The sequence below is a fragment of the Pseudomonas mandelii genome (assembly GCF_002251635.1).
Lineage (GTDB): Bacteria > Pseudomonadota > Gammaproteobacteria > Pseudomonadales > Pseudomonadaceae > Aquipseudomonas > Aquipseudomonas mandelii_B.
Map to the genome: position 1 here is coordinate 1 of NZ_NMOJ01000005.1, position 23,731 is coordinate 23,731.

The 23,731-nt window shown below is 58.7% G+C and carries 19 protein-coding genes and 1 pseudogene; 13 read left to right on the plus strand and 7 right to left on the minus strand.

Annotated elements, in window-relative coordinates:
- Positions 1 to 17 precede the first annotated feature (17 nt).
- Complete coding sequence (locus B7L09_RS00685) at positions 18 to 269, plus strand: hypothetical protein (protein ID WP_094467338.1); 252 nt, start codon at positions 18 to 20, stop codon at positions 267 to 269.
- 8 nt (positions 270 to 277) lie between these two features.
- Here B7L09_RS00685 and B7L09_RS00690 read toward each other — a convergent pair whose 3' ends face one another.
- Positions 278 to 1,186 (minus strand): LysR family transcriptional regulator, encoded by a 909-nt coding sequence (locus tag B7L09_RS00690; RefSeq protein ID WP_094467339.1) that lies wholly within the window; start codon positions 1,184 to 1,186, stop codon positions 278 to 280.
- A gap of 85 nt (positions 1,187 to 1,271) precedes the next feature.
- Here B7L09_RS00690 and B7L09_RS00695 point away from each other — a divergent pair, with 85 nt between their 5' ends.
- A complete protein-coding gene (locus tag B7L09_RS00695) occupies positions 1,272 to 2,195 on the plus strand; it encodes a carbon-nitrogen hydrolase family protein (RefSeq protein WP_094467340.1) in 924 nt (307 codons plus the stop codon).
- Positions 2,196 to 2,349: 154 nt separating this feature from the next.
- On the opposite strand, the pseudogene B7L09_RS00700 reads toward B7L09_RS00695, so the two are convergent.
- From B7L09_RS00700 to B7L09_RS00710, 3 genes and pseudogenes are all read right to left on the minus strand, one after another.
- Positions 2,350 to 2,580 (minus strand): annotated as a pseudogene (locus tag B7L09_RS00700) (LEA type 2 family protein); the annotation flags it as partial.
- Between the two features lie 29 nt (positions 2,581 to 2,609).
- A complete protein-coding gene (locus B7L09_RS00705) occupies positions 2,610 to 2,843 on the minus strand; it encodes a hypothetical protein (RefSeq protein WP_010460643.1) in 234 nt (77 codons plus the stop codon).
- 88 nt (positions 2,844 to 2,931) lie between these two features.
- Complete coding sequence (locus B7L09_RS00710; protein ID WP_010460640.1) at positions 2,932 to 3,429, minus strand: BCAM0308 family protein; 498 nt, start codon at positions 3,427 to 3,429, stop codon at positions 2,932 to 2,934.
- Positions 3,430 to 3,747: 318 nt separating this feature from the next.
- Here B7L09_RS00710 and groL point away from each other — a divergent pair, with 318 nt between their 5' ends.
- Positions 3,748 to 5,364 (plus strand): chaperonin GroEL, encoded by a 1,617-nt coding sequence (gene groL, locus B7L09_RS00715; protein WP_010460639.1) that lies wholly within the window; start codon positions 3,748 to 3,750, stop codon positions 5,362 to 5,364.
- A gap of 20 nt (positions 5,365 to 5,384) precedes the next feature.
- On the opposite strand, the gene B7L09_RS00720 is transcribed toward groL, so the two are convergent.
- Entirely contained in the window at positions 5,385 to 6,437 is a 1,053-nt protein-coding gene (locus B7L09_RS00720; RefSeq protein WP_010460636.1) for a phosphotransferase, read from the minus strand.
- Between the two features lie 259 nt (positions 6,438 to 6,696).
- Between B7L09_RS00720 and B7L09_RS00725 the strand changes: the two genes are divergently transcribed.
- The 8 genes from B7L09_RS00725 (at position 6,697) to polX (ending at position 15,541) form a co-directional block, all read left to right on the plus strand.
- Positions 6,697 to 7,584: a universal stress protein gene (locus tag B7L09_RS00725; RefSeq protein WP_010460634.1), complete on the plus strand. Its 888-nt coding sequence runs from the start codon at positions 6,697 to 6,699 to the stop codon at positions 7,582 to 7,584.
- A 32-nt stretch (positions 7,585 to 7,616) separates the two neighbouring features.
- On the plus strand, positions 7,617 to 9,380 hold the full coding sequence (acsA, locus tag B7L09_RS00730) for an acetate--CoA ligase (protein ID WP_010460632.1): 1,764 nt from the start codon (positions 7,617 to 7,619) through the stop codon (positions 9,378 to 9,380).
- Complete coding sequence (pdhA, locus tag B7L09_RS00735; protein ID WP_010460630.1) at positions 9,377 to 10,360, plus strand: pyruvate dehydrogenase (acetyl-transferring) E1 component subunit alpha; 984 nt, start codon at positions 9,377 to 9,379, stop codon at positions 10,358 to 10,360. Before acsA ends, pdhA begins: the two co-directional genes overlap by 4 nt.
- Positions 10,357 to 11,343 carry an alpha-ketoacid dehydrogenase subunit beta gene (locus B7L09_RS00740; RefSeq protein WP_042932032.1) on the plus strand — a complete coding sequence of 329 codons (987 nt, stop codon included), beginning with the start codon at positions 10,357 to 10,359 and terminating at the stop codon, positions 11,341 to 11,343. The genes pdhA and B7L09_RS00740 overlap by 4 nt, the downstream gene beginning before the upstream one ends.
- 46 nt (positions 11,344 to 11,389) lie before the next feature.
- The gene (locus B7L09_RS00745; protein WP_010460626.1) at positions 11,390 to 12,508 is read left to right on the plus strand and encodes a dihydrolipoamide acetyltransferase family protein; all 1,119 of its coding nucleotides are present in this window, start codon (positions 11,390 to 11,392) and stop codon (positions 12,506 to 12,508) included.
- Between the two features lie 11 nt (positions 12,509 to 12,519).
- The gene (locus B7L09_RS00750; RefSeq protein ID WP_010460623.1) at positions 12,520 to 12,798 is read left to right on the plus strand and encodes an acyl carrier protein; all 279 of its coding nucleotides are present in this window, start codon (positions 12,520 to 12,522) and stop codon (positions 12,796 to 12,798) included.
- A gap of 161 nt (positions 12,799 to 12,959) precedes the next feature.
- A complete protein-coding gene (locus B7L09_RS00755) occupies positions 12,960 to 13,520 on the plus strand; it encodes a nitroreductase family protein (RefSeq protein WP_010460622.1) in 561 nt (186 codons plus the stop codon).
- 200 nt (positions 13,521 to 13,720) lie between these two features.
- Positions 13,721 to 15,541 (plus strand): DNA polymerase/3'-5' exonuclease PolX, encoded by a 1,821-nt coding sequence (polX, locus tag B7L09_RS00760; RefSeq protein ID WP_010460621.1) that lies wholly within the window; start codon positions 13,721 to 13,723, stop codon positions 15,539 to 15,541.
- 135 nt (positions 15,542 to 15,676) lie between these two features.
- Here polX and B7L09_RS00765 read toward each other — a convergent pair whose 3' ends face one another.
- Together B7L09_RS00765 and B7L09_RS00770 are read right to left on the minus strand one after the other, a co-directional pair.
- Complete coding sequence (locus B7L09_RS00765; RefSeq protein WP_010460620.1) at positions 15,677 to 16,912, minus strand: acetate/propionate family kinase; 1,236 nt, start codon at positions 16,910 to 16,912, stop codon at positions 15,677 to 15,679.
- A complete protein-coding gene (locus B7L09_RS00770; protein ID WP_010460619.1) occupies positions 16,909 to 18,336 on the minus strand; it encodes a bifunctional enoyl-CoA hydratase/phosphate acetyltransferase in 1,428 nt (475 codons plus the stop codon). Before B7L09_RS00770 ends, B7L09_RS00765 begins: the two co-directional genes overlap by 4 nt.
- Positions 18,337 to 18,633: 297 nt before the next feature.
- On the opposite strand from B7L09_RS00770, the gene ppsA reads away from it, so the two are divergent.
- Together ppsA and glgP are read left to right on the plus strand one after the other, a co-directional pair.
- The gene (gene ppsA / locus B7L09_RS00775; protein ID WP_010460618.1) at positions 18,634 to 21,060 is read left to right on the plus strand and encodes a phosphoenolpyruvate synthase; all 2,427 of its coding nucleotides are present in this window, start codon (positions 18,634 to 18,636) and stop codon (positions 21,058 to 21,060) included.
- A 65-nt stretch (positions 21,061 to 21,125) separates the two neighbouring features.
- Entirely contained in the window at positions 21,126 to 23,627 is a 2,502-nt protein-coding gene (gene glgP, locus B7L09_RS00780) for an alpha-glucan family phosphorylase (protein ID WP_010460617.1), read from the plus strand.
- Positions 23,628 to 23,731: the final 104 nt, after the last annotated feature.

The window sequence follows — 23,731 nt, forward strand, 5'->3', positions numbered from 1 at the left end:
GCAGCAGGTAATTCAACATGAGCTTCAATCTGGCCAACAAAACCCTCGCCGAACGCGCCGAGCTGGAAGATGAAAAATCCCGTCTGTTCGACCTGTGGCAAAGCAACCTTGGCAAATCCAAGGGCGAGGCTGCACGGTTGTTTGGCGAACGTGCCAAGCGCAAAGGCAAATGGGCTGAATGGGTTCGCGCCGAACTCGATGGCATGTCGCCCCCGGAGTTTGCAAACATGGTGCGCAGCGAAGTGAACCGCTTGATGGCCGCCAAGTAAGGCCCGCCTCAGGCAAAACTTGCGACAATGGCCTCGCGCACTTTTAATACCACCGGATCGAGCTGCGTGTTGGTGCGCCAGCCGAGTTCGATCGGGTAGCGCGGTAACGCCAAAGGGCAGGGCAGCAGCGCCAGGCCGCAGAGCGCCGCGATGCTTTGAGCGGCGTGGGCCGGAATGGTCGCCANCGCCTGGCTGCCCTTGAGCAAGTGCGGCAGCGCGGCAAAATGGCTGGTNGANGCGCACACCCGCCGACTCAGCCCCAGCGCCGCCAACCCCTCATCGGTGATCCCGATAAAGCCACCGGACGACACCAGAATGTGCTCGCGGGCGACGAACTCCTCAAGCGTGAGGCTCTGTTGCCCCGGGGCCAGGCTGAGTGGGTCCACCAGGCACAGATAACCGCCTTCACCCAGCACCTGACGACTGAGCAATCGCTCGCTGAACCCGCCCGCCGTGATTGCCAGATCAATGCTGCGCTCCATCAACGCCTGGGCGACGATCTGGCTGTGGGTTTGCCGAAAGATCAGGCGCAACTTCGGTGCACTGCGCGCAATCGTCTCGATCAATCGCCGTCCGTAGGCCACCTCGAAATCATCCGACAACCCTACCGTGACCGAACGCCCGTCGTAATGATTGGCCGCCGGATCGACCATCGCCAGGCTCTGACGGCATTTGTTCAGCGCATCGCTCACTACCGGTTTCAACTGATTGGCCTTGAGCGTCGGCGCCAGGCCACGGCCGGTGCGCACGAACAATTGATCGCCATACAACTCGCGTAGCCGCCGCAGNGCNGCACTGATTGCCGACTGGGTGACGCCCAGGCGCAATGCCGCGCGGCTGGCGCTGGACTCGTCGTGCAGGGCTTCGAAGGTTTTCAGCAGGTTAAGGTCAACCTGCGCGATATTCATTTGGCTCATATCATTCAGCAGTGAGTCGGGCTTTATTCATGAACCCGTGGCGCAGGAGAATGGGCAACACCTCAATGCTTTCGGAGTGACCGTCATGCCCAAGTCCATTGTTGCAGCGTTGCAAATCGGCGCCTTGCCCGGCGGCAAGGCCGAGACCCTTGAACAGATCCTTGCCTGGGAAAACGCAATTATCGAATCCGGCGCCGCGCTGGTGGTCATGCCCGAAGCGTTGCTCGGTGGTTACCCCAAAGGCGAGGGCTTTGGCACGCAACTGGGCTACCGTTTGCCGGAAGGTCGCGAAGCGTTTGCCCGCTATTTTGCCAACGCCATCGACGTGCCCGGGGCCGAAACCGACGCCCTGGCCGGGTTGTCGGCACGTACCGGCGCGAGCCTGGTACTCGGTGTGATTGAGCGCAGTGGCAGCACGCTGTATTGCACCGTGCTGTATTTCGAGCCGTCGGGCGGCCTGGTCGCCAAGCACCGCAAGTTGATGCCCACCGGCACCGAACGGCTGATCTGGGGCAAGGGCGATGGCTCGACCTTGCCGGTGATCGACGCAGCGGTAGGCCGCATCGGCGGCGCAGTGTGCTGGGAAAACATGATGCCGTTACTGCGCACAGCGATGTACGCCAAGGGCGTGGAGGTGTGGTGCGCGCCGACCGTGGATGAGCGCGAGATGTGGCAGGTGAGCATGCGCCATATTGCCCATGAGGGCCGCTGCTTCGTGGTCAGTGCATGTCAGGTTCAGGACTCACCGCAAGCCTTGGGCGTGGAGATTGCCAACTGGCCGGCGGATCGACCGCTGATTGCGGGCGGCAGCGTGATTGTCGGGCCTATGGGAGACATTCTGGCGGGGCCGCTGCGTAACGAGGCCGGGTTGCTCACCGCTGAAATCGACACTGACGATTTGGTCCGCGCGCGGTATGACTTCGATGTCGTCGGTCACTACGCGCGCCCCGATGTGTTCGAGTTGACCGTCGATGAACGGCCTAAACCGGGTGTTCGCTTCACCTCATGACCCTCCTGCGGGAGCGATGGGGTCGATCACAAATCTCCCGGCCGGCCAGGAACCCTGTGGGAGCGAGCTTGCTCGCGATGAGGCCGGCACATCCCACATTGATGTCGCTCCCACAGGGGATATTCATTGTCGGTATGACCGAGTTCCGGGCTGTCGACCTCGGCAAGCGCAGTTTTCCGGTGTCGACGAAGCGCACCGTTCCAAACAAGCCGCCCGCCAGTTTGCCGCGTAACACGTAGGGAAGATTATTCAGTGTCTGCGTCTGGCTCAGCCCCAACGTCCGGCGTAACAACGAGAACGCCGAAACGCTCAGCACGGTTTCGGAAAAGCGTGCAATCGAGCCCGACTGATCGCTGACGCCGGACGCCATGCCACGGCTGGCTACGCTGCTGACCCAACAGCATTCACGTGCTGTCATCGGTTGTTCTTGTCCCTGGTATGCAACCATTCCTGCCAGGCTTGTCGGTATTTTTCATCCGCCCGTTTTTTTGCGTCAGAAAACTTATGGATGGTCTGCGCCGAAACGGGCTCGTTCAAAAATGCATAGGCTTGATCGTTCAAACGGTCGGCTTCAAAAAACAACGCCCTGCTATGGCTGATCGATTTAAGGTTGGTTGCATGCGGCGAGGCTGATTCATTGGTGGCCATGGTCGTACTCCTTCTGGAAGCACAAGAAGGTGAGCTCGGTGTCCTGATCCCCCCTCAACTTTCCATATTGAGACAACCGCGCCCGGTTCTATTCGTCACGTGTCCAGTTAACGCTCAAGCCATACTTATCATCGCCGTACCGGTAATCAGAGTTCCCTTTGAACGCGGCTTCCAGTGCATGGCCCAGGCGATTCGCGAGATGGATGCCGGTCGTGGTCACGATTAGAGCAGCCGCTGAGTCGGTAAGGCCGATGATGCGCTCCAGGGCATGCTCGGCTTTTTCCTTTTTTTCGGTGTTTTTGATCAGGTTGATGATTTCATTTCGATGCTTGAGCAAGAAGCTGCCCGATAACGTGAGCGTCCCCGCTGGCATGTTGTCATCGATGCGTCGGCAGGCTGGGCACGTCACTGTTTGCGCATCATGAATGACCGTATTTTCAGGGTGTTTCCAAGTCCAGTTCCCGGCTTGATAGACCGCATCACACTGCGGGCAGATGGCTGAACCTTCAACCCGCTGCGAGCAATAGGGGTCATGAGTGGATGTTTTGAACAGCTTGCTTTTTTGACTCTGCTGAAACTTGTCCATGGCTTTTCTCCTCGCGCATCAAATGGGAAAAGATCTCACCTGTAACCGTGAAACCGTGACTGAAAAACAGATCCCTTCTCCTTCCAGCCTGCTGAACACACACCCTCATTTGGACTCTGTTTCTTGCTGCGCGAATTGATCTTTGTCAATTCCGGGACGTGAACTGACAGTCGGTCATCCCGACGGTGCGCGCATTGTTTGGGCGGTCTGGGGCGCGGTGGCGTTGTGAGTTTGTTGATAAAAGTCAACGTCGCCCGGGCCAGTTCATAGAAGCTGCCAAAACGCACTTGTTGTAAAACTGGCCAGGAGAACACCCTGATGGCTCACACTAAAATCGTGTTTCGTGCTGCAGCCCGCGAGAAAATCCTGAGTGGCGCCACACAGTTGGCAGACGCCGTGCGAGTGACGTTGGGGCCAAAATCAAAATCGGTACTGATCCAGAGTAAATGGGGCAATCCAACGGTCTGCAATGATGGCGTCACGATCGCCAAACGCATTGACTTGCTCGACCCCGAGGAAAACCTGGGCGCGCAAATGCTGCGTCAGGCGGCCGAACGCACAGGCGATGCGGTAGGGGACGGAACCAGTACGTCAACGGTGCTGGCCCATGCAATCCTGGCCGATGGCATCCGTAACGTCGTCGCGGGCGCCAGTGCAATCGACCTCAAGCGCGGCCTGGATCGCGGGCTGTTGTTGGTCGTCGAATCCCTGGCCGCCCAGTCACGTCCGGTCAGCACCCCCAAGGAAAAGGCCCAGGTCGCCTCGCTGTCGGCGCATAACGATGCCGTCATCGGTCAGCTGGTGGCAGACGCTCTGGAAAAGGTCGGCGTTGAAGGCGTCGTCAGTGTCGAGGAATCCAAGACCACCGAAACAGTGGTCGAAGTCATGGAAGGCATGCGGTTTGACCGGGGTTATGTCTCACCCTATTTCGTCACCGATGCCGAGAAGATGCAGGTCGAACTCGATGACGCCTACTTGCTGCTCTGTGACCATAAGATCGGTGCACTCAAAGACTTGCTGCCCTTGCTTGAACTCGTGGCTAAAAGCGGGCAACCACTGGTTTTGATCGCGGACGATATCGAGGGTGAGGCGTTGACCACGCTAGTCGTCAACCAGATACGCGGTGTTCTGCGAGCGGTGGCGATCAAGGCTCCGGGCTTTGGTGATCGGCGCAAGGAAATGCTGCAGGACATGGCCGTTCTGACGGGGGCAACGGTGGTTTCCAGCGAACTGGGCGTCACTCTGGAACAGGTGGAACTGAACCAGTTGGGACGTGCACATCGAGTCGTGGTGCAAAAAGACAGCACGGCGCTGATAGGGGGCGCCGGTACGCGCGAGGCCATCGAGGCGCGTTTGCAGCAGATCCGTGCGCAACTAGACAGTACCACCAGCGATTACGACCGTGAAAAGCTTCAGGAACGACTGGCAAGGCTGTCTGGCGGTGTTGCGGTGATCCGGGTCGGGGCGCCTTCCGAAGCCGAAATGAAGGCGCGCAAGGATGCGCTGGATGATGCCATCTCAGCGACCCGGGCGGCGATCGCCGAAGGCATTGTGCCGGGGGGTGGTCTTGCGTTGCTCAAGGCCGTCCCGATTATCGCGGCCGAAGAGGCCCGATATGAGGGCGATGCCAGGACCGGCTTGCAGATTCTTCGCCGGGCGCTGGAAGCTCCGGCCAGACTCATCGCTGAAAATTCGGCAGTGGATGCCGGCGTCGTGGTTGCGCGCATGCTCGCCGAACCTGGGAACATTGGCTTCGATGCGTCTGCCAATTGCTATGTCGACATGTACGAAGCCGGCATCATTGACCCGACCAAAGTGGTGCGTATTGCCCTCGAAAATGCTGTTTCAGTCGCCAGTATCTTGCTGCTGACCGAGGCGACCATGACGGATATTCCGGAAAAGGAATCACCAGCCCAGGCCCCTTTCCCTGAATGAAACGCCCATCGTGGGTAACGTCATGTATAGGAGACCGCCTCAGACATCGCCAGGTGATTGAGAATCGGGTTTTCGCCGTGCAAGTAACTCAGTGCCTGGTGCATCAACTGGACAGCTTTTTCTTTTTTCTCGTATCGCTTGGCCGGATCGGCATGACGTAGCGCTGCACCCGCAAGGGAGAAGCTGCGCGTGGCAGCCCGCAAAGAAAGGAAAAACGCCAAGGGTTTGCAGTCTTCCTGCACATCACTGTGGTTGAGGTAACTGGACAACAGCCGAGCACCTAACCTGTTCAGGCCATGGTGTTGCAGGTCCATCAGCACAAAAGCCAGGTCGTAGAGCACATCGATGCAGGAAAGCCGGTCACTGAACTCGATGCCATCGAAGAGGGTGGGCTGACCGTCGAGCAGGCAGATATTGGCCAAGCGCATATCACCATGGCAACGGCGAACGCGGCCCTCACGGCGGCGATCTTCGAGGCAGCCGGTCAACGACTCCAACAGGGTCCGGGAGGTATGAGCAATCGCGGTGACTGTCGCGAAATCGAGGATGGGTGGGTAGCGAGACATTTCCCGATGGTTTTTCTCGATTTCTTCATACAGGTCCGGGATGTGACCGTAAGAAGGAGTGATGGGTGCATTGGCATGAAAGCGGGCGATCTCAGCCCCCAACTGTTCCATCATCGGTTCAGTCAGACGTCCTTCAACGGCCATACGGTCAAACAGCCGATCCTGAGCGAAGCGGCGCATCACCACGAGCCAGTCAACCGCTGGTCCGCAACCGTTGAGCGCCAACTGGCCATTCGCCTGGCGATTGATCGGACACAGGCTCAAATACAGCGTCGGCGCAGTCCGTCGATTGAGCAGTAACTCTGCCTCGCAGGCGTTTTTGCGGCTTTCCAGGCTGAGGAAATCCAGCTCGGCAAACGCCACGGCGCGTTTGAGTTTGTAGGCGCGGTTGGCATGCAGAAAAATCACCGAACCATGGGTCTCGATACGCTCCACGGGTTGGTTTGACGCGCCATAGCTGGACGGCCTGGAGAGAAAGGCTATGACCTCGTCTTGCGGGGTGTGCATTCTCGCCTCCACGTCGTCTGCGGACTTTTCGGCAGTGTGAAGAAGGGAAGGCCTGCTCCGATTGATATTGATCAAGTACGGTGGAATGAAAGGCTGCTCCTCTTACGGGGGCTCACGCCGGTAGTTGATATTTATCAACGTCAGGCACTTTCCAGCGGAGCAACCTGAATCAGCGCTGGTGCTTGGTCCGGCGTGGACGCAACGGCTGAGCCCTACGAGGCCAACGGCAGGCGTTGAACCCTCTGCCTGGAGTCAGACCATGAGCCAGTATCAACAACTGTTACTCATCCTCCACCTGGCCCTGCGCCATTCTCCGGCAATCGACCATGCAGCAGCGCTCGCCAGGGCCAGCGGTGCACGTTTGCATATTGCGACGTTGATTCCTGCGTTGAAACTGTTGTCGCTGCTCGAAGAAGGCGACCGGGAAAAGGCTCGGGAGCGTTACCTGCAGGACCATCACGATTGGCTGGAGGACCAGTCCAAACTTCTGCGTGGCAGAGGGATCGAGGTGACCACCGAGGTGGCGTGGGCTGATGACATGGAGCAAGACATCCTGTATCACGTCAAGGAATTGCAGCCCGACCTGTTGATTAAGGAAATCCAGCAAGAATCAGCGCTTAAGCGCACGTTTTTCACCCCGCTGGACTGGCACTTGCTGCGCCACTGTCCGGTACCGGTTTATCTGGTGGGCGAGGCTCGCCATGTCCTGCCGCGCAAGATTGTGGCGGCGGTTGATGCTTCGGCGGGTGGGCCTGAGAACAGTGAGTTGAATGACCGCATTATCCACCAGGCTTCCAGCCTCGCCATACAGTGTGATGCCGAGTTGCACCTGCTGTATGCCTATGACATTACGGAAGACTACCTGGAGGAATTGGGCGGTGGCTTGAAACTGTCGGAGCTGACCAAGGGGCTGCGCAAAGAGCTGGAACAATCGTTTCTGAAACTCGCCGGTCGGTACGGTGTGCCTGCTAACCGTCGACATTTCATTCTGGGACATCCCGTTTCGGCGCTGAGCGAGTTCGCCAACAAGCACAACATAGATGTGATCGTGATGGGCAGAGTCCAGTACCACGGGGTGGAGAAACTGCTGGGCAGCACGACCGAACATATTCTGTATCAGGTGCCCTGCAGTGTCCTGGCGGTCTAGGGACGGACCGAAGACGACTCAAGGTGGCAAACATGCATCCAGCGATCATTAAGAAAACCCTGGCCAACTTGCCGTTAGCGCCGAATTGGCTCGATAGCGTGCAAGCTCGGGAGGCCTTTTCCTGGCAGGTGGAAGCCAATGCGCTGGCCGGTTTGCCGGGCGGCGGTTTGAACCTGGCGTATGAGGCCGTGGATCGGCATGCGCAAGGGGCGCGTCGACGGCATACGGCATTGCGCATTCTTGATCGCAACGGGGGTAGTTGCGACATCAGTTACGCCCAACTGAGCATCCTGACCAACCGGTTTGCCAATGTATTGCAAAAGCTGGGCGTGATGCCCGGTGATCGACTATTTGTACTCTGTGGCCGAGGGCTGGAACTGTATCTGGGGGTGCTCGGTGGCCTGAAACTCGGTTGCGTGGTGTCGCCATTGTTCTGTGCGTTCGGCCCGGAGCCCATCGAAACCCGTATGCGTCTTGGCGAAGGCAATGTGTTACTGACCAGCGAAACCCTCTACCGGCGCAAGGTCGCGGCCATACGCGAGCGTTTGCCGGCACTCAAACATGTGCTGCTGTACGACGAAAACGGCGGTGATACGGCGCAGATCGAGGGGACGCTCAATCTGCATCAACTGCTGGCGCAGGCAGAGGAAGCCTTCACCGTTGCCAATACGACCGCCGACAGCCCGGCACTTTTACACTTCACCAGCGGCACGACAGGCACTCCAAAAGGCGTGTTGCATGCCCATGGCGCGGCGCTGACCCATCGCGTCACCGGGAAATACGCCCTGGACTTGCACCCCGAAGATGTCTATTGGTGCAGCGCCGATCCGGGCTGGGTGACCGGTACTTCCTACGGGATCTTTGCCCCGTTGTTGCTGGGCGTCACCAGTGTGGTCGAGGGCAATGAATTCGATGCCGAGCGTTGGTACCGGATACTTGAGGAGCAACAGGTGACGGTCTGGTATACCGCCCCGACGGCCATTCGCCTGCTGATGAAAGCGGGGGCGGAGTTGGCGCGCGGCCATCGTTTTCCGAGTCTGCGGTTTATCGCCAGCGTCGGCGAGCCGCTTAATCCCGAGGCTGTCTGGTGGGGCAAAGAGGTGCTTGGGCTGCCGATCCACGACAATTGGTGGCAGACCGAAACCGGCGGCATCATGATTGCCAACACAGTTGCCATGCCCATCAAACCAGGCTCCATGGGTAAGCCGCTGCCGGGTGTCGAGGCGGCCATCGTCGTTCGAGGAGAAGAGGGCGGACTGGCGTTTCTGGCTGACAACGAGGTCGGTGACCTTGCCTTGAAACAGCCATGGCCTGCCATGTTCCGTACCTACCTGGGGCAGGAGGAGCGTTATCGTCACTGCTTTGTCGGCGAGTGGTACCTGAGCGGCGATCTCGTGCGTCGCGATGCCGATGGTTACTACTGGTTCATTGGTCGCAGCGACGATGTCATCAAGTCGGCGGGTCACCTGATCGGTCCGTTCGAAGTTGAAAGCTCCCTCATGGAACACCCGGCCGTAGCCGAGGCCGCGGTGATCGGCAAGCCCGACCCGCTGTTGGGTGAAACCGTGAAAGCCTTTGTTTCACTCAAACGTGGTTTCACTGCCAGCCAGGCCCTGCACGACGAGTTGCTCGGTCATGGACGCAAGCGCCTCGGGGCGGTCGTTGCGCCCAAGGAACTGGAATTTGTGGAAGTGCTTCCGCACACCCGTAGCGGAAAACTCATGCGGCGTCTGCTCAAGGCCCGGGAACTGGGTTTGCCTGAAGGCGACACTTCCAGCATGGAGAGTGCGCCATGAGCCTCCCACCGCGGTCCCAGGACATTGCTCTCGACCTGCTGCGGGACATGGTGCGTATCCGTCGTCTTGAGGAGCGCGCTGGCGAGTTGTACGGGGAGGGCAAGATTCGTGGCTTTCTGCACCTGTACATCGGTGAAGAAGCGGTCGCCGTCGGCGTACTGCATGCACTGGCAGCCAACGATGCGGTGGTCGCGACGTATCGCGAACATGGCCACGCCCTGATCAAGGGCGTCCCCATGAAAGCAATCATGGCCGAAATGTATGGGCACCAGGAAGGATGCTCGCGAGGGCGCGGCGGCTCAATGCACCTGTTTGATGCCACGACACGATTCTTCGGCGGCAATGCCATTGTCGCGGGTGGCTTGCCACTGACGGTCGGTCTGGCGCTCGCTGAACGTATGCAAGGTGGATCGCGTCTTTCAGCCTGTTTTTTTGGTGAAGGCGCGATGGCGGAAGGGGCTTTCCATGAGTCCATCAACCTGGCCGCATTGTGGCAACTGCCGATGCTGTTTTGCTGTGAAAACAACCTCTATGCGATGGGGACTGCCCTGGACCGTTCGCAGTCGCAAACGGACCTGTGTGTGAAAGCCTCGGCCTACAAAGTCGATACCCGGTCCGTCGATGGCATGGACGTGATCGCGGTGTATGAAGCCGCTCGTGATGCGGTTGAACACATCCGTGCGGGGCGTGGGCCTTTTTTTCTGGAGTTCCGCACCTATCGGTTTCGTGCCCATTCGATGTTCGACCCACAGCTGTATCGTGACAAGGACGAGGTGGAGCAATGGAAGACCCATGGGCCGATCCATACGTACAGTGCACAGCTTAAGGCCGAGGGTCTTTTGGACGAACCCGGATTTCTGGCGATCCTCGCCCAGGTGGACGCTGAAGTGGAAGCCGCCGTTACTTATGCCGAAAGCGGTAGCCTGGAGCCGCTCGAGGATTTGTCTCGCGATGTCTACACCCCAAGGGCGGCGCCATGAGCATTCGTATGAGCTATCGCGAGGCGCTGCGCGAGGCAATACGTGAGGCGCTGCAGCGGGACCCACGGGTATTTCTGATGGGCGAAGACGTCGGTCGCTACGGTGGCAGTTATGCCGTGTCCCTGGGGTTGCTTGAGGCGTTTGGCCCCGAGCGCATTCGAGACGCGCCATTGTCCGAGCTGGGTTTCGTGGGAGCCGGTATAGGGGCGGCTTTGGGGGGCATGCGGCCGATTGTCGAAATCATGACCGTGAACTTCAGTCTGCTCGCCCTCGATCCGTTGATGAATACGGCTGCTGCCTTGAGGCACATGTCCGGTGGACAGTTCTCCGTGCCCCTGGTTGTGCGCATGGCGACAGGCGCCGGACGCCAGCTTGCGGCGCAACATTCGCACAGCCTGGAGGGCTGGTACGCCCATATTCCCGGGCTGAAAATCCTGGCGCCGGCGACCATCGAAGATGCACGCGGCATGCTCTGGCCAGCGCTGCTGGATCCGGACCCGGTGCTGATATTCGAACACGCCCAGCTCTACAACCTGGAGGGTGATGCGGGCGAGTGGGAGACGGTGGACATCAGCTCCGCCAAGGTCCGCCGAACCGGCAAGGACCTGACCCTGATCACTTACGGCGGCACACTCGGCAAGACCTTGGAGGCTGCGCAGGTACTGGCCGGGGAGGGCATTGATTGCGAAGTCATCGACCTGCGTGTCCTGCGCCCTCTGGATGACAAGACTTTGATGGCTTCTGTCTGCAAGACCCGTCGGGCCCTGGTGGTCGATGAGGGATGGCGCAGCGGCAGTCTATCCGCCGAGATCATTACACGGATCATAGAACAAGGCTTTTTCGAGCTGGATGCACCGCCGGCACGGGTGTGCAGCGCCGAAGTGCCGATACCTTATCCCCGGCATCTGGAAGAGGCAGCCCTGCCACAAGTGTCGACGATCGTCGCGGCCGCTCATGAACTGTGCCGGGGGACATCAGGGTGAGCGCAATGACGTGGCGTATTCAAGTATCAGGCCAGGAAGGTAAACGATGATCGAATTCAAATTGCCCTCTCTGGGGGCTGATATGGATGAAGGCACGTTGCTGGAGTGGAAAGTCCATCCGGGCGATGTGGTCAAGCCGGGCCAGGTGATTGCCGTCGTCGATACCGCCAAGGCCGCCATCGATGTCGAGTGCTGGCATGAGGGCACGGTGTCGCAACTGCTGATCGATATCGGCGCCAAAGTCCCGGTCGGTACCACCATCGCCCGGTTGTTGGAACCGGGCGAAGATCCGCACAGTGCGCGACGAACAACGACGGCGGCGCCGCTGCTGATCGAAGAGCAGGCATCGTCCGGCAGACGCCCGCGGATATCTCCCGCGGCGCGCAAGCGTGCAGCCGAGCTAGGCGTCAGCACCGCTGATTTGAAAGGCCATGGTCCACAGGGAGTCGTTACCCTGGAGGACATCGAGGCCGCCGCTCATGTGGCACACCCGCCGGACCCCGACCAGGCCATGCGGCACGCCATTGCGGCGGCCATGACTCGTTCAAAACGCGAGATTCCCCATTACTACCTCAGCGAAACCATCGCCCTGGATAAAGCCATGGCCTGGCTGCAGGCACACAATGCGCAAAGCACACTTCAAGAGCGCCTGCTGCCCAGCGTCTTGCTGCTCAAAGCGGTGGCGCTGGCCTTGCGCGACTATCCGCAGCTCAATGGTTTCTGGCTGGATAACGCCTTCAAGCCCGCACTCGATACCGACCTTGGGGTGGCAATCACCTTGCGCCAGGGTGGCCTGGTCGCCCCGGTGCTGCATCATGTGGCGGACACATCCTTGACTCATTTGATGAGTGAACTGGCCAGCCTGGTCGAGCGCGCCCGCAGCGGATCCCTGCGCAGCTCCGAGCTGGGAGGCGCCGGCCTGACGGTCACTCAACTCGGCGATCAGGGCGTGGACAGCGTATTGGGGGTGATCTATCCGCCCCAGGTTGCCTTGGTCGGTTTCGGTCGTATCAGTGAGCGGCCCTGGGTGAAAGAGGGCCAGCTGTGTGTCATGCCCACTGTCATTAGCAGTTTGTCCGCCGATCATCGAGTCAGCGACGGTCATTACGGCGCACGTTTTCTGGGCGAAGTTCGTCGTTTGCTGCAGACGCCAGAGGCGCTTTGAGGAGAGGGCATATGAACCCGCAAATGATCCGCGATGAAGTATTGAAAGCCTTGAAAGGCATTGCCCCGGAACTTGAAATCGAGCAGTTGCGATCTGATCGGTCACTGCGCGAAGAGGTTGATCTGGATTCCATGGATTGGCTTCGTGTCATCGAGGCTCTGAATCGGAGCCTGGGAATAGCAATTCCTGAAAGCGATTACCAACACGTGGACACCCTGGACAAGCTCATCGCCTATCTGGGGCAAAAGGCGAAATCCGGCGAAGCCGAGCCTTCGATCCGCAAGGGGTGAAGGTACTGGGCAGTAGTGCCGTCACGCATTGTTTGCCACTCAAACGGTGAGCCGATCGAATCGTCGGTTGCCACCGGTTCCGCCCTGATCTGATTTAAATCAGCAGCAGGTCTGCGTGAGTGGACGACTTTATGAAATGACCTACCTTGAGGTATGCACTCATGAACATCGACAAGGCAATCTCCGGCCGGCGCTCCACGCGTGAATACACGACAGAAGCCGTTGATGAAAATGTCATTCGTCGTTTGATCAATGCCGCTGCCCAAGCGCCCAGCGCGGTCAACCAACAACCGTGGACGTTCACGGTGATCCGAGACCAAGCAGTGCTGGATCGGATCTCGCGAGAAGCAAAGGCCTACATGCTCAAGACGATGCCCGCTGGCCCCCATTCCGCGCACTTCCATTCGTTACTCAATGACGAAAACTTTCACATCTTCTACCACGCGCCAGTACTCATCCTTATTTCGGGGAACGCGCCAGGTCAGTGGGTCGTCGAAGACTGCGCATTAGCCGCCGAAAACCTGATGCTCGCCGCGTACGCTGACGGGCTGGGTACCTGCTGGATCGGTTTCGCCCAACGTTTTCTTGATACGCCGCAGGGGAAGCATGCACTGGGCCTTCCTGCCGAGTGGACGCCAGTGGCGCCCATTATCGTTGGCCATCCGAAATCGGCGCCTGCACCGGTCTCGCACAAGGCGCCGGAGATTCGCTGGGTCGGCTGATCGCAAAACACGCACAGCATGTGCCTCACCGGCATTTAGCGCTGAACTCGGCTACCGTGGCGAGCTTGCATATTGCCGCTTTCGTAAAATCGTCACTGCTTGAGGAATCGCGCGGGAAAAGCCCGACCTGTTAGTCAAGGACGTGCAATACGAATCAACGCTCAAACGCGCGTTCTTCATTTCACTGGACGGGCACTGCCATGAAGCTCACCGCCGTACCGCCTCAGGAACCGTTACCAGACTGGCTATCGGCCTCGCTCAAGGACAGGCGGGTGATTGGCAATGATCAAATTGCCGAGGTTTTTGACGAAATCGCTGATCTGCTGGAAATCGATGACGCCAACCCCTTTCGGATCCGGGCCTACCGTAATGCGGCGCGTACCTTGAGGGCGTTGACCTTTGAGCTGGCAGAGATCATCGCGCGTGGCGAACCACTGCCCAAACTGACCGGTATTGGAGTTGATCTGGCAGGCAAGATCAACGAAATCGTTACCACTGGAAATTGCGCTTTGCGCCAGCGGTTGCGTTCGACATTGCCGCCCGGATTGGTTGAACTGTTGTCCATCGCCGGATTGGGCCCCAAACGCGTCAGGCACCTGTATCACGATCTGGGGATCGAAACCGCGCAGCAGTTATGCGAGGCTGCTCGACAGGGGCGCATTCGCCATCTGCCCGGTTTCGGCGAAAAGATGGAAACGCGGCTGTTGAGTGCCGCGCAGAAGGGGATTGGAAGCGATCGCCGTTTGCCGCTGGCGTTTGTCGAGCCCGTGGCGCACCGTCTGATCGAATACTTGCAGCAGCTTGCGGGTATCGAGGAAGCGACGGTGGCCGGAAGCTTGCGTCGCATGCGCGACACTGTCGGTGATATCGACCTCCTCGTGGCCGCAGCGCCTTCTGTGAATGTCACGGCACACTTGCTCAAGCACCCGGAGATTTCCACCGTGTTGGTTAAAGGGCGCACGCGTGCCAGCGTCGTGCTGGGCTCAGGCCTGCAAGTGGATATGCGCATTGTAAAGCCGGCGCAATTTGGCGCCGCTCTGGTGTATTTCACTGGCAGCAAGGCGCATAACATCGCGATTCGCCAGAGGGCCCGGAAGCTGGGGCTCAAACTCAACGAATATGGGGTGTTCAAGGCCGAAGAATGCGTGGCCCGTGCCACCGAGGTGGCGGTTTATCAGGCCTTGGGATTGGTATGGATCACGCCGGAACTGCGCGAAGATCGCGGTGAAGTCGAGGCGGCACTGACAGGTCGTTTACCGAGGCTGATTGAGTTGAGCGACCTCAAAGGTGACTTGCATGCTCATACCCGTGACTCGGATGGAGGCAATAGCCTGGAAGAGATGGCATTTGCGGCGCAGCACGCCGGACTGGAATACCTGGCGATTACCGACCACTCCCGGTCCCTCAGGGTGGCCCATGGCCTGGACACTGATCGATTGTTGAAGCAAATCGACCAGATCGATGCGCTCAACGCCCGCTTGCAGGGCATGACCTTGCTCAAGGGCGTTGAGGTCGACATTCTCGAAGACGGTCGCCTGGATCTGCCAGATGACATTCTGGGGCGCCTGGACCTGGTGGTGGGCGCCGTCCACAGTCATTTCGGCTTGACGCTGCATCAACAAACCCAACGCCTGCTCAGGGCCATGGATCATCGCTACTTCAGCGTACTGGCACATCCCCTATGTCGGTTGATCAATGAACGCGCGCCCCTGAACATGGACCTGCCTGCAATCATCAAGGCAGCCTCAGAGCGTGGTTGCTGCCTGGAACTCAACTCGCAGCCCCAGCGCATGGATCTGTTTGACCTTCAGTGCCAATACGCCAAGGATCAAGGCGTGCTCATCAGCATCAATTCGGACGCCCATCGCGCCGCGGATTTTTCCTATTTGCGCTACGGCGTCGCTCAGGCGCGTCGAGCCTGGCTGGAAAAACACGATGTGCTCAATACCCGTTCGCTGACCTCACTCAAGAAGTTTTTACGCGATGGCGGTGGCGGTCGCCCTCAAAGCGCACAAAACTGATGTCAGGCCGTAGAGCGCCTTGTTGCCCGGGGCAGCCCCACGATCGGCACCTCATTTGAGCTTAACGATCACCGTCGGCGGGTTGACCGGCGTGCCGACGCTTTACAGCACTTCTCGGCGAGCCATCGAATACCTTCAGGGGATGAGGCGCGGGGCGGATCGAGCTTGCTGATTGGCTGGCTCTGTCAGGCGCAGGGCATCGAGCGCCGTGACCCATTCTTCGTTGGTGGCCTCGACCACCACCTTGACTCGGCTGGCCGGGGTCGAGATCACTGAGGCATTGGCCTGGTTCGCCGTTTCGTTCAGTTCGACACCCAGATACTGCAGGCCAGCGCACATACGAGAGCGAATCGCCGCGTTGTGTTCGCCAATACCTGCCGTGAACACCAGCATGTCCAGACCACCCAGTGCCGCGACAAGGGCACCGGCTTCGTGGATGAACCGGCGCAGGTACAACGCAAGGGCCATGGCCGCGCGAGGCTCAGTATCTTCGACTTTGAGCAATTCGCGCGGGTCGCTGGAAATGCCGGAAACTCCCAGCAGGCCAGACTCGTGATACAGAATATGGCTGACCCGCTCCAGGCTCAGCTTCCAGATTTCCATCAGGAAAATCACCGCGCCAGGGTCCAGCGCCCCGCAGCGGGAGCCCATCATCAAACCGTCCAGCGCCGAGAAACCCATGGTGGTGGCGACGCTTTTCAAGTCCCGCATACCGCACAGGCTGGCACCGCTGCCCAGGTGCGCGACCAGCGTCCGGCCGCGCGCCTGATCGCCATAACGTTCGGCCAGCGCAACGGATTGATAGCAATAGGACAGTCCGTGAAACCCGTAACGGCGCAAGCCGCTTTCCCAGGCCGACCAAGGCAGCGGCAGGATTTTCTCCACGTCTGGCAGGGTCTGGTGGAAGGCGGTATCGAAACACACCACTTGTGGCAGGTCGGGGTGGGTTTGCAGCAGCGTTTCGATGGCCTCCAGTGCGAAGGGCTGATGCAACGGGGCTAGCGGGATGTAGCTTTTAAGGTCGGCCAGCACCTGCGTGTCGATCAATACCGGTTTGGAGTATTTAATCCCTCCATGCACGACGCGGTGGGCGATGGCCCTGATCGAACGGCCTACCAGTTGAGTTCGCAACCGCTCACGAATATACCCAAGGGCATCGTGATAAGGATGTTTTGCATCGAGGGTCAGTGGCTGATCGTCGCCGCCGTTTTCGCTGACCACCGAGTTTGGCCCCGTGATGCCGTCGACCTTTGCGCGCCACAGTGGTGTGCGAGCCAAAGGGCTGCAGGTGGCGTCGAACAAGGCGAACTTGATGCTCGACGACCCCGCATTGAGGACCAGGATCACTTCACCGTTATCCGTGCCGTTCATGGCGGGGTGACCCGATAGTGATGGGCGACCAGCGCGGCGATGGCGCAGGACGCGATGCGCGATTCGACGGAGTCGGCGCGGCTGGTCAGGACAATCGGCACTTTGGCGCCAAGCACGATACCCGCGCTGGAGGCACCGCCCAGGTATTCCAGCTGCTTGACGAGCATATTGCCGCTTTCCAGATCAGGCACGACGAGAATGTCGGCTTTACCGGAAACAGCTGAGTGAATGCCCTTGATACGCGCCGCCGCCAGGGAGATGGCGTTGTCGAACGCCAGCGGCCCGTCAAGGACCGCGCCAGTGATCTGGCCGCGATCAGCCATTTTGCACAGCGCTGCGGCATCAAGGGTGGCGGGCATGTTGGCATTCACCGTTTCCACGGCTGCGAGAATTGCCACGTGGGGATTACTGACGCCGAGGATATGTGCCAGATCGATGGCGTTACGCACGATGTCCACTTTGTCGACCAACGCCGGCGCGATATTGATCGCTGCATCGGTGATGATGAAGGGGCGCGGATAAAAAGGCGTCTGCATCACGAAGCAGTGGGTGATGCGCCGCTTGGTACGCAGTAGCGCCGACGACGGCACCACGGCGGACATCAATTCGTCGGTGTGAAGGCTACCTTTCATCAACGCTTCGACTAGACCATCACGGGCCATTTGCGCACCGCGCAGGGCGGCAGCATGGCTGTGGGGCACGTATTCAATGGTGAGACCGCAAAGGTCGTGGCCGCCCTTGGCCGCCAAGGCTTCGAGTTTGGCTCTTGGGCCAATCAGGATCGGGTCGATCAACCCTGCATCGCGGGCATCAAGGGCCGCCTCGAAACTCACCTCGTCGCAAGGATGTACCACCGCAACGCGGATCGGTTCCAGCGTCTGGCAGGCTTGCAACAAACGATTCAGACCGTCGGCGCTGTGGCGCAGTTCTATGCCCGGCAGGCTGGCTCGATGCACATCGATATGCTCGCCGGCCGCGTGGACCAGGGATTCACCTTCCAGCACGACCACGCCTTCCTGATTGATGCCGGTACAGGCCAGCGTGAGCAGATACCGCGCTACGTCGCGAGCAGTAACCGTCACCGAGACCGTCAGTGTGTCACCGATGCGTACCGGGGCAAGGAACTTGAGGGTTTGCCCCAAGGGCACCGAACCGGGCCCTGGCAACTGCGTACCAATCAACGCCGAAATCAACGCTCCCCCCCACATGCCATGGGCGAAAACAGTGTTGAAGTGGGTGGTGGCAGCAAATTCCGGATCGACGTACAGCGGGTTCACATCGCCGGAGACCAGTGCGAACAGCTGAATGTCTTGAGCTGTCAGGGTGCGCTCCAGAGAGGCGGACTCGCCGATGACGATTTCCTCGAACGATCGATTATGCAGTCGCTCCAGATCGTCGGCGTTTACAGGAACAGAACGGGTCATGGGTTTGATCCTGAATAGGATGGCGGACGGCTCGGCTACATCATTCAACGCTCAATCGGCGCAAGTGACCAGAGCCGGCTGCCATTGCAGACGGTGAGGTCTTGGTAGCGGCGGTACTTCTCGTCCAGCTACGCCCTCTGCATACATCAAAAAGCGGGCTGATACTCCCGGCTATTGCTGCTCAAAGGGCGCTCATTGATCTAAATCAACACACGCAGGCGGCATCAAGCCATAAAGCTCTATATCAAGTAGAAGCGGCCGACAAAGTCTCCCCCCATCAAATGGAGAAATATCGTGATGCATTCACATATCCGCTGGTTCAAAGAGCTGGGTATCAACGATGTATCGCTGGTCGGTGGCAAGAACGCCTCGCTGGGTGAGATGTACCAGAACCTCACGACTGAGGGTGTATGCATCCCCAACGGTTTTGCCATCACCGTTGAGGCGTATCGTTATGTGCTTGATCACAATGGCGCCTGGCAGCCTCTGCATGCGGCACTTGACGGACTCGACCCCGACAACATCAAGGATTTGCAGGCGCGGGGGAAAAAGGCGAGGGCGATCGTATATGGCTGTTCATTGCCGGAAGATCTAAAGACGGCGATTTTGCAAAGTTATGCCCAACTCAAACAGGAATACGGCGAAAACATTTCATTGGCGGTACGTTCCTCGGCGACCGCTGAAGATTCGCCGCAGGCCTCATTTGCCGGGCAGAACGATACCTATCTCAACATCGCCACTGACGGTGATCTGCTCGATGCCTACAAACGTTGCCTGGCGTCCAACTTTACCGACCGCTCCATCCACTACAAATACGACAATGGCTTTGATTACTACAAGGTCTATCTCGCCGTCGTGGTCATGAAGATGGTGCGTAGCGATATAGGGGCCAGTGGCGTGATGTTTTCGCTGGACACGGAAACAGGCTTCAGGGATGTCGTCTTCATCAATGCCGCGCTGGGGCTCGGCGAGAATGTCGTGCAGGGCACGATAGACCCCGACAGTTTCTATGTGCACAAACCCAGCTTTCTGCAGGGTTATCGTGCTGTCTTGAAGCGCAGCCTGGGTAGCAAAGCAAAGAAGATGATTTTTGCCGGCGAGCTCAATACCGGCACTATCGCGGTGGAATACACCAAGAATATTGATACGCCCGGCGAAGAACGAACCCGCTTCTGCATCTCTGATGCGGATGTGATGGTGCTGGCCGACTATGCCATCAAGGTTGAAAACCACTATTCGGGCAAAGCCGGTTTTTACAAACCCATGGATATGGAATGGGCCAAAGACGGCATCGATGGCCGGTTATATATAGTGCAGGCGCGACCGGAAACGGTGGAGTCGCAAAAGAAAGGCAGCGTGCTTGAGATTTACCATCTCAAGCAAAGATCGACAGTGCTGCTTAAGGGCAGGGCGGTCGGCACCAGAATTGGCGCCGGCAAGGCGCGTGTCATCAACGATGCCAAGCATCTCAGTGATTTTCAACCGGGCGAGGTGCTGGTCTCAGATACCACGGCACCCGACTGGGAACCTGTCATGAAGACCGCCGCGGCTATCGTGACGAGCAGGGGCGGACGTACTTGTCACGCCGCCATCGTCTCACGTGAGCTGGGCATTCCCGCCATCGTGGGAACCGCAAACGCGGCAGACATAATAGAAACCGGCACCCCGATCACCATCAGCTGCGCGGAAGGCGAAACCGGAAATGTCTATGAAGGCATTCTGGGTTTTGACATTCAGCACACCGATCTCAGCCAGCTGGGACATCCAAAAACAAAGATTATGATGAACCTGGGCAATCCTGATCAGGCCTTTAGTCTTGCCTCGCTACCGGTGGATGGCATTGGTCTGGCGCGTATGGAATTCATTATTAATGAATACATCAAGGTGCATCCGATGGCACTCGTACACCCGGAAAAGGTGGATGACGCAACACGTGAAAAAATCGCGGCCTTGAGCATTGCTTACAATGATCCTGCGGATTTTTTCGTCAAGACCTTGGCCGAAGGCGTCGCCACAATTGCGGCGGCGGTGTATCCAAAACCCTGCGTAGTGCGCATGAGCGACTTCAAAAGCAACGAGTACGCGACCCTGCTGGGCGGTCAGTATTTCGAGCCGGAAGAAGACAACCCGATGATCGGTTTTCGTGGGGCGTCCCGTTATACCCATAGCGCCTATGCCGAAGGTTTTGCGCTGGAGTGCGCGGCAATGAAGCGGGTGCGCGACGAGATAGGCCTGACTAACGTCAAGTTGATGATCCCTTTTTGCCGCAGAGTGGAGGAGGGCGAAAAGGTGTTGGCAGCAATGGCCAGCCATGGCCTCAAGCGCGGAGAAAACGGACTGGAGGTCTACGTCATGTGCGAGATCCCCAACAACGTCATCCTGATCGACGCCTTCGCCAAACTGTTCGACGGATTCTCCATCGGCTCCAATGACCTGACCCAGTTGACCCTCGGCGTTGATCGCGATTCGGAAATCGTCGCCTTCGATTTCGATGAACGCGATCCGGGGGTTAAACAGATGATTCGCCTGGCGGTGGAGGGAGCAAAACGTAACGGCCGCCACTCCGGTATTTGCGGACAGGCGCCGTCTGACTATCCTGAGATGGCTGAATTTCTGGTGGAAATTGGCATCGACTCGATAAGCCTCAATCCGGATGCAGTGCTCGCCACGACCCGGCATGTTCTGGCGGTGGAAAAGCGCCTGTCACTTAATCGCACACCGTAAAACCGTTGCCTCATGGCACGCCTGATCAAGATCCGCAAAACTGCCGATTACATTGAGGTATCGACGTGTATGCCTTCTTGCCACGTGAGTTGCCAGAGCAACTCTGCGCACTGACCGACCTCGCGCTTAACCTGCGCTGGACCTGGAATCATGCACTCGACGACCTGTGGAAATCGATTGACCCGGAACTTTGGGTGCGTACCCATAATCCGTGGATGATTCTGCAGAATGCTTCGCAGCAGCGTCTTGACGAACTCTGCCGAGATCCTGACTTCTCGCAGAAACTGGCGCACGCCATCGCAGAGCACCGGCGTTATCTCGACGACTCAGGCTGGTATGCACAGCAGCAAGGGGCCAGGGATTCGGCGCGGATCGCCTATTTCAGCATGGAGTACGGTTTGAGTGAGGCCTTTCCGCTCTACGCCGGCGGACTCGGTGTGCTTGCAGGAGATTACCTGAAGACGGCGAGCGACATGGGCGTTCCGATACTTGGGGTGGGTTTGCTCTATCAGGAAGGCTATTTTCGGCAATACATCGACGCGCAAGGCAGGCAGCATGAGGCCTATCCCTACAACGACGCCACCAGCCTGCCGATTCAGCCAACGATCGGAAATGACGGCGCCTGGCTGAAAATCGTGCTGCAACTTCCCGGTCGCACTTTGTATTTGCGTATATGGCAGGCCATTGTCGGACGTACGCGCCTGTATCTGCTGGACAGTAACGATCTGCGCAATGGGCCCGCCGACCGCGGTATCACCTCTAAGTTGTATGGCGGCGGCTCGGAAATGCGTTTGCTCCAGGAAGTGGTGCTCGGCATTGGTGGCTGGGCGGTACTCGACGCACTGGGTATCGACGTTGACGTGTGCCACCTTAACGAAGGTCACGCCGCACTGCTTGTGCTGGAACGTGCCCGTCGCTTTATGCACAAGATGGGTACATCGTTCTGGGAAGCATGGTGGGCAACGCGTGCAGGTAACGTATTCACAACGCATACGCCAGTGGCTGTGGGTTTCGACTTATTTCCACCCTCGCTCATTTACAAGTACGCGCGTGAGTATCTCGAAGACTGTCGCATTTCATTGCGCGAGCTGCTTGCGTTGGGCCGGCGTGATCCGGCGGACGACGATGAGCCGTTCAACATGGCTTTTCTGGCATTGCGTGGGTGCGCCCAGTGCAATGCCGTGAGTCGTTTGCATGGCGAGGTCAGCCGTCAATTGTTCAGTGATCTTTATCCACGCTGGCCGCTTCAAGAGATACCTGTGGGGCACATTACCAACGGCGTCCATGTGCCATCCTGGGATTCGGTGTGGTCCGATCACCTATGGACTAGCACCTGTGGCAAGGAACGTTGGCTCGGCACGGTGGAGTCTCTCTCAGGGACGGTCTCCCACAGTGATGACAGGGCCTTGTGGACGATGGCCGCCGAGCAACGCCGCGATCTGGTGCATTACACGCGTCACCGTTTGGCATGGCACCTTGGACAGCGTGGCGAGTCACCTCAGCGGGTCGAAGAAGCCGCGCAGGTGCTCGATCCCAATTGCCTTACGCTCGGCTTCGCGCGGCGATTCACCGACTATAAGCGACCGAATTTGTTGCTGCATGACCCGGAGCGCCTGAGCCGCCTGCTAACCGATGAGCATCGACCCGTCCAACTGATCATCGCCGGTAAAGCCCATCCCAGTGACGAGCAGGGCAAGCAGCTGATCCAGGCATGGATGGAGTTTGTTCATCGTCCAAATCTGCGAAGGCATGTCGTGTTCCTGGAGGATTACGACATTGAACAGGCCCAACATCTGGTGCAAGGCGTCGATGTCTGGATCAATACACCGCGACGACCATGGGAAGCCTGTGGCACCAGTGGGATGAAGGTTCTGGTCAATGGCGGACTTAACCTGTCCCAACTGGACGGTTGGTGGGCGGAGGCGTACCAGCCCACCTGCGGTTGGGCAATCGGCGACGACGCCCCCAGCGACGATGTAGCCGACGCCGAGTGCTTGTACCGCCTGCTCGAAGAAGAAGTAGTGCCCACCTTTTACACACGCGACACGCAGGGAATTCCACGAGACTGGGTGCAACGCATGCGCGCCAGCATGTCGCAACTGGGGCCGCAATTCAGTAGCAATCGCATGCTGCTCGAATACCTGGGTTGTTGTTACCAACCGGCGATCCAGGCGTTCCGACGCCGTAGCAAGGATAAGGCTGAACTCGCACGTGGGCTTCATGCCTGGCACAAGGCGGTTGCCTTGGGATGGGACAACATACATTTCGGCACGGTCGATGCGAAACACGACGGCGAGTGGCTGTACATCAGCGTGCCGGTCTATCTGGGGGAGATCGCACCGGAGTGGGTAAGGGTGGAACTCTATGCCGCCCCGTGCGATGGACACCCGGCAGAATGCCTGCCGATGAACGCTGTCGGCCCCATACCCGGCGCCATCCAAGGCTATATCTTTTCCACCTCGGTCGCTGCCACGCGGCCCGTGGATGGCTACACCCCTCGGGTACGCGCCTGGCACTCAGACGCCTTTCTGCCAGCGGAAAATGCACTTATTGCGTGGCAACGTTGACGCTGGCTCGCCTTCACCTGACAGGTCTCAACGTATTACCCGGAAGGCTTTTATTAACGCTCGGGAACGCACCAGGTCAGTGACTCGTCGATGACTGTTCATTG